We start from the raw sequence: 3,641 nt of genomic DNA, 5'->3' as shown, positions 1-3,641 counted from the left end.
CGCCGGTTGCCAGGTTGAAATGCTGCTTGTACAGCGGTGAGGCGACCATCGGCTGGCCGCCGATATCGCCGATCATGCCGCGGGATAAGACATTGGCCTGGCCAAACGGGTCGAAATTATCGAGCGCGTACAGCGCCTGTTCTTTGGGCATATAGAACAAGGCAATCTGCCGCGCATTGACCTTTACGCAGATGCCGGAATCCGGTTGTAAATCATCGACACTGCAAACTTCCAGCCAGTCGCTCATGATCAGGCCTCCTCGAGCAGCGGGAAATGCTTGTGCGTTTTTAACACGGCGCGTTCCTCGTCCCGGGCCGGGCGGATCTGGCCGCGTTCTTGAACAAACACAACGTGGTCATCGGGCTGGTCGCTGTTGACGAAATGCCGGAAGCGTTTCAGTTTGTTGGGATCATCGAGCGTGGTTTTCCATTCGCATTGATAGGTATCGACGACGTGCCGCATCTGCGCTTCCAGCGCTTCGCCCAAGCCCAGGCTGTCATCGATAACCACGGACTGTAAATACGCCAGTCCGCCTTCCAGGTTGTTCATCCACACCGAGGTGCGTTGCAGGCGGTCGGCGGTACGCACATAAAAGATCAGGATGCGGTCGATGTATTTGATCAGCGTCGCTTGATCCAGTTGGGTGGCGAACAGGTCAGCGTGGCGCGGCTTCATGCCGCCGTTGCCGCAGACATAGAGATTCCAGCCGTGTTCGGTGGCAATGACGCCGATGTCCTTGCTTTGCGCTTCCGCGCATTCGCGGGTGCAGCCGGATACGGCGAATTTGATCTTATGCGGCGAGCGCAGGCCTTTGTACCGGTTTTCCAGAGCCAGGGCCAGGCTGACACTGTCATCGACGCCGTACCGGCACCAGGTGCTGCCGACACAGGATTTGACGGTACGCAGCGATTTGCCGTAAGCATGGCCGCTTTCAAAACCGGCGTCGACCAACTCCCGCCAGATCAGCGGCAGCTGGTCGACGCGGGCGCCCAACAGATCGACCCGTTGGCCGCCGGTGATTTTGGTATACAGCTTGTATTTTTTAGCAACCTGACCGAGGACGATCAATTTGTCCGGTTCGATTTCACCGCCGGCGACGCGGGGTATGACCGAATAGGTGCCGTCTTTTTGAATGTTGGCCAGAAACGCGTCATTGGTGTCTTGTAAGCCCAGATGCGCATTGTTCAGGATGTAGTCATTCCAGTACGAGGCCAGGATGGAACCGACGGCCTGTTTACAGACTTCACAGCCGCGCCCGCGGCCGTGTTTGTCCAGCAATTCCGCGAAAGTCTTGATCTCCTCGATCATGACCAAATGGTACAGACCTTGCCGGGTATGCGGAAAATGCTCGCAGAGGTCGGTATTGACGGCAATGCCCTGTTTGGTCAATTCGGCATCCAGCACCGATTTGAGTAAGGCGCTGCAGCCGCCGCAGCCGGTGGCCGCTTGCGTGGCGTGTTTGAGCGCACCCAGCGAGGTGTTGCCGGCTTCGATGGCGCAGCAGATGTCGCCTTTGCTGACATTGTGACACGAGCAAATCTGGGCCGAGGCCGGCAGCGCATCGGCGCCCAGGCCGACCGGCTCGCCGGACAGCCGGGGCAGGATCAAGGCTTCGGGGTGTTCCGGCAGGGTGATGCCGTTCAGGCAGTATTGCAGCAAGGTGCCATAATCGGCGGCTTCGCCGACCAGCACTGCCCCCAGCAGGGTCTTTTTATCGGCACTGACCACCAGGCGTTTGTAGACGCCGCTGTCGCCGTCTTGATAGGTGTACACCAGGGCGCCCGGTGTCGCCGCATGCGCATCGCCGATACTGGCGACATCGACGCCCATTAATTTCAGTTTGGTGCTCATGTCGGCACCGGTAAAGCCGCTGTCGGCGCCTTCGAGCACCGAGACGACAGCGCGGGCCATCGCATACCCCGGCGCCACCAGGCCGAAAATCCGGTTATTCCATAAGGCGCATTCGCCGATGGCAAAAATGGCCGGATCGGAGGTGCGGCACTGGTTGTCGATGACGATACCGCCCCGCGGGCCGACGGCCAGGCCGCTAGCTGAGGCCAGGTCATCGCGCGGGCGGATACCGGCGGAAAACAGAATCAAATCGGTTTCCAGCACGTCACCCCCGGCAAAATTCATTTTATGCAAACAGGTGTTACCGTCATCGATCAAGGTGGTGTTTTTATTGAGATGAACGCTGACGCCCAGGGCTTCAATTTTACTTTTCAGCAGTGCGCCACCGCCTTCGTCCAATTGCACCGCCATCAGGCGCGGGGCAAATTCCACGACATGGGTGGTCAGGCCCAGATCGGTCAGGGCTTTGGCCGCTTCAAGGCCCAGCAAGCCGCCGCCGACCACCACGCCAACTTGAGAACGCGCCGCAGCGCTTTGAATCGCGTCCAGATCCTCAATGGTGCGATACACCAGACACTGCGGACGGTCATGGCCGGGCACCGGAGGCACAAAGGGGTAAGAACCGGTCGCCAGCACGAGGGTGTCGTAAGCGATCACCACGCCGCGTTCGGAAATCACCGTCTTGGCGGCGCGGTCAATGGTTTTGGCCTTATCCCCGACATGCACGGTAATACCGTGTTCGGCAAAGAAACCGTCCGGGACCAGCGACAAATCCTGCGCGGTTTTACCGGCAAAATACTCGGATAAATGCACCCGGTCATAGGCCGGCCGGGGTTCTTCACAAAAGACCACAATGTGAAAGCGCGCCTTGGCCGGGCTGTTGACCAGACTGGCCAAAAAGTGTTGGCCGACCATCCCATTACCAATAACGACCAGTGTCGGTGTGTGACTCATCGGAAACCCCGGATCTGCTGCATAGAAAAACGTAAAAACCTAAATTTCGGGCAAAAAAAAGGCATCCGGCCCCGTGAAAAGAATCACGGAACCAGGACGCCAGTGCCCCAAAATCATAACCGCTCCGACGAGGAGCTTTGTCTTAACTAAAGCAAGGGTAATGCCAGAAAGGCAGCTTGAGCCGGTAAAAAAAAGTAAGTGCTTGTTTAGTAAGGGAGAGAAAGTGATCGATCACGCCTTGAGCCCAACTGCAAAGCACGGGAAACACCAATCAAAGCATCAGGAATGCACTGATTCGGGGAGAAAGAAGAGGTATTGCACCATTGTGGAGCGAAAACTCGTCAGGTATGCCAAATAACTTGATAAGGTCCGCCAAATAGGATGTGCCGACGCCAGGAGGCGCATCTGTCGTGTTACCCAATACTTTTAATCTCAGGTATTTCATTATTTCCCCAATTCTTTTCATAAATACCTTGCCTCACATAACGATGAAAGCTTGAATACGGCCAATCGCTTACGTTTTTAACATGACCGTGTTTTACCGGGTTCCAATGAATATAATCAACATGGCGGTTGTAATCGTCTTGGTTTTCGATTAAATGCGCCCATAATCGACGTTGCCAAATTCCTCGTTCTCGGCGTTTCCGGCGACTTTTTGAAATTCTTTCACCCGGGTCGATTGCCCTGGAAAATCTTCCTTTCAACATATTCCAGCGAACTGAATAATCACCGTCATCGGACGGCAATGTCCAAATAGCATGCAAATGATCCGGCATGATGACGATGGCATCAATATGAAAAGGTTTTCGTTGTTTTACCTATCGAAAGGCATCACG

Annotated in this window: 2 protein-coding genes and 1 pseudogene; all 3 read right to left on the bottom strand. The window is 55.7% G+C overall.

Going from position 1 to position 3,641, the window contains the following annotated elements:
• The coding region (nirD, locus tag Q7V32_RS07550; protein WP_304896368.1) for a nitrite reductase small subunit NirD at positions 1-247 on the bottom strand (247 nt) is incomplete at its 3' end.
• A gap of 2 nt (positions 248-249) precedes the next feature.
• Positions 250-2,805 (bottom strand): nitrite reductase large subunit NirB, encoded by a 2,556-nt coding sequence (nirB, locus tag Q7V32_RS07545; RefSeq protein ID WP_304896367.1) that lies wholly within the window; start codon positions 2,803-2,805, stop codon positions 250-252.
• 413 nt (positions 2,806-3,218) lie between these two features.
• Positions 3,219-3,605 (bottom strand): annotated as a pseudogene (locus tag Q7V32_RS07540) (transposase); the annotation flags it as partial.
• Positions 3,606-3,641: the final 36 nt, after the last annotated feature.

Source organism: Methylicorpusculum sp., assembly GCF_030651835.1.
Lineage (GTDB): Bacteria > Pseudomonadota > Gammaproteobacteria > Methylococcales > Methylomonadaceae > Methylicorpusculum.
This window is presented reverse-complemented; position numbering and strand designations above follow the sequence as displayed.

Excerpts from the sequence above, each read along its gene's own strand:
- nirB (WP_304896367.1), bottom strand. The coding sequence starts at position 2,805 with ATGAGTCACACACCGACACTGGTCGTTATTGGTAATGGGATGGTCGGC.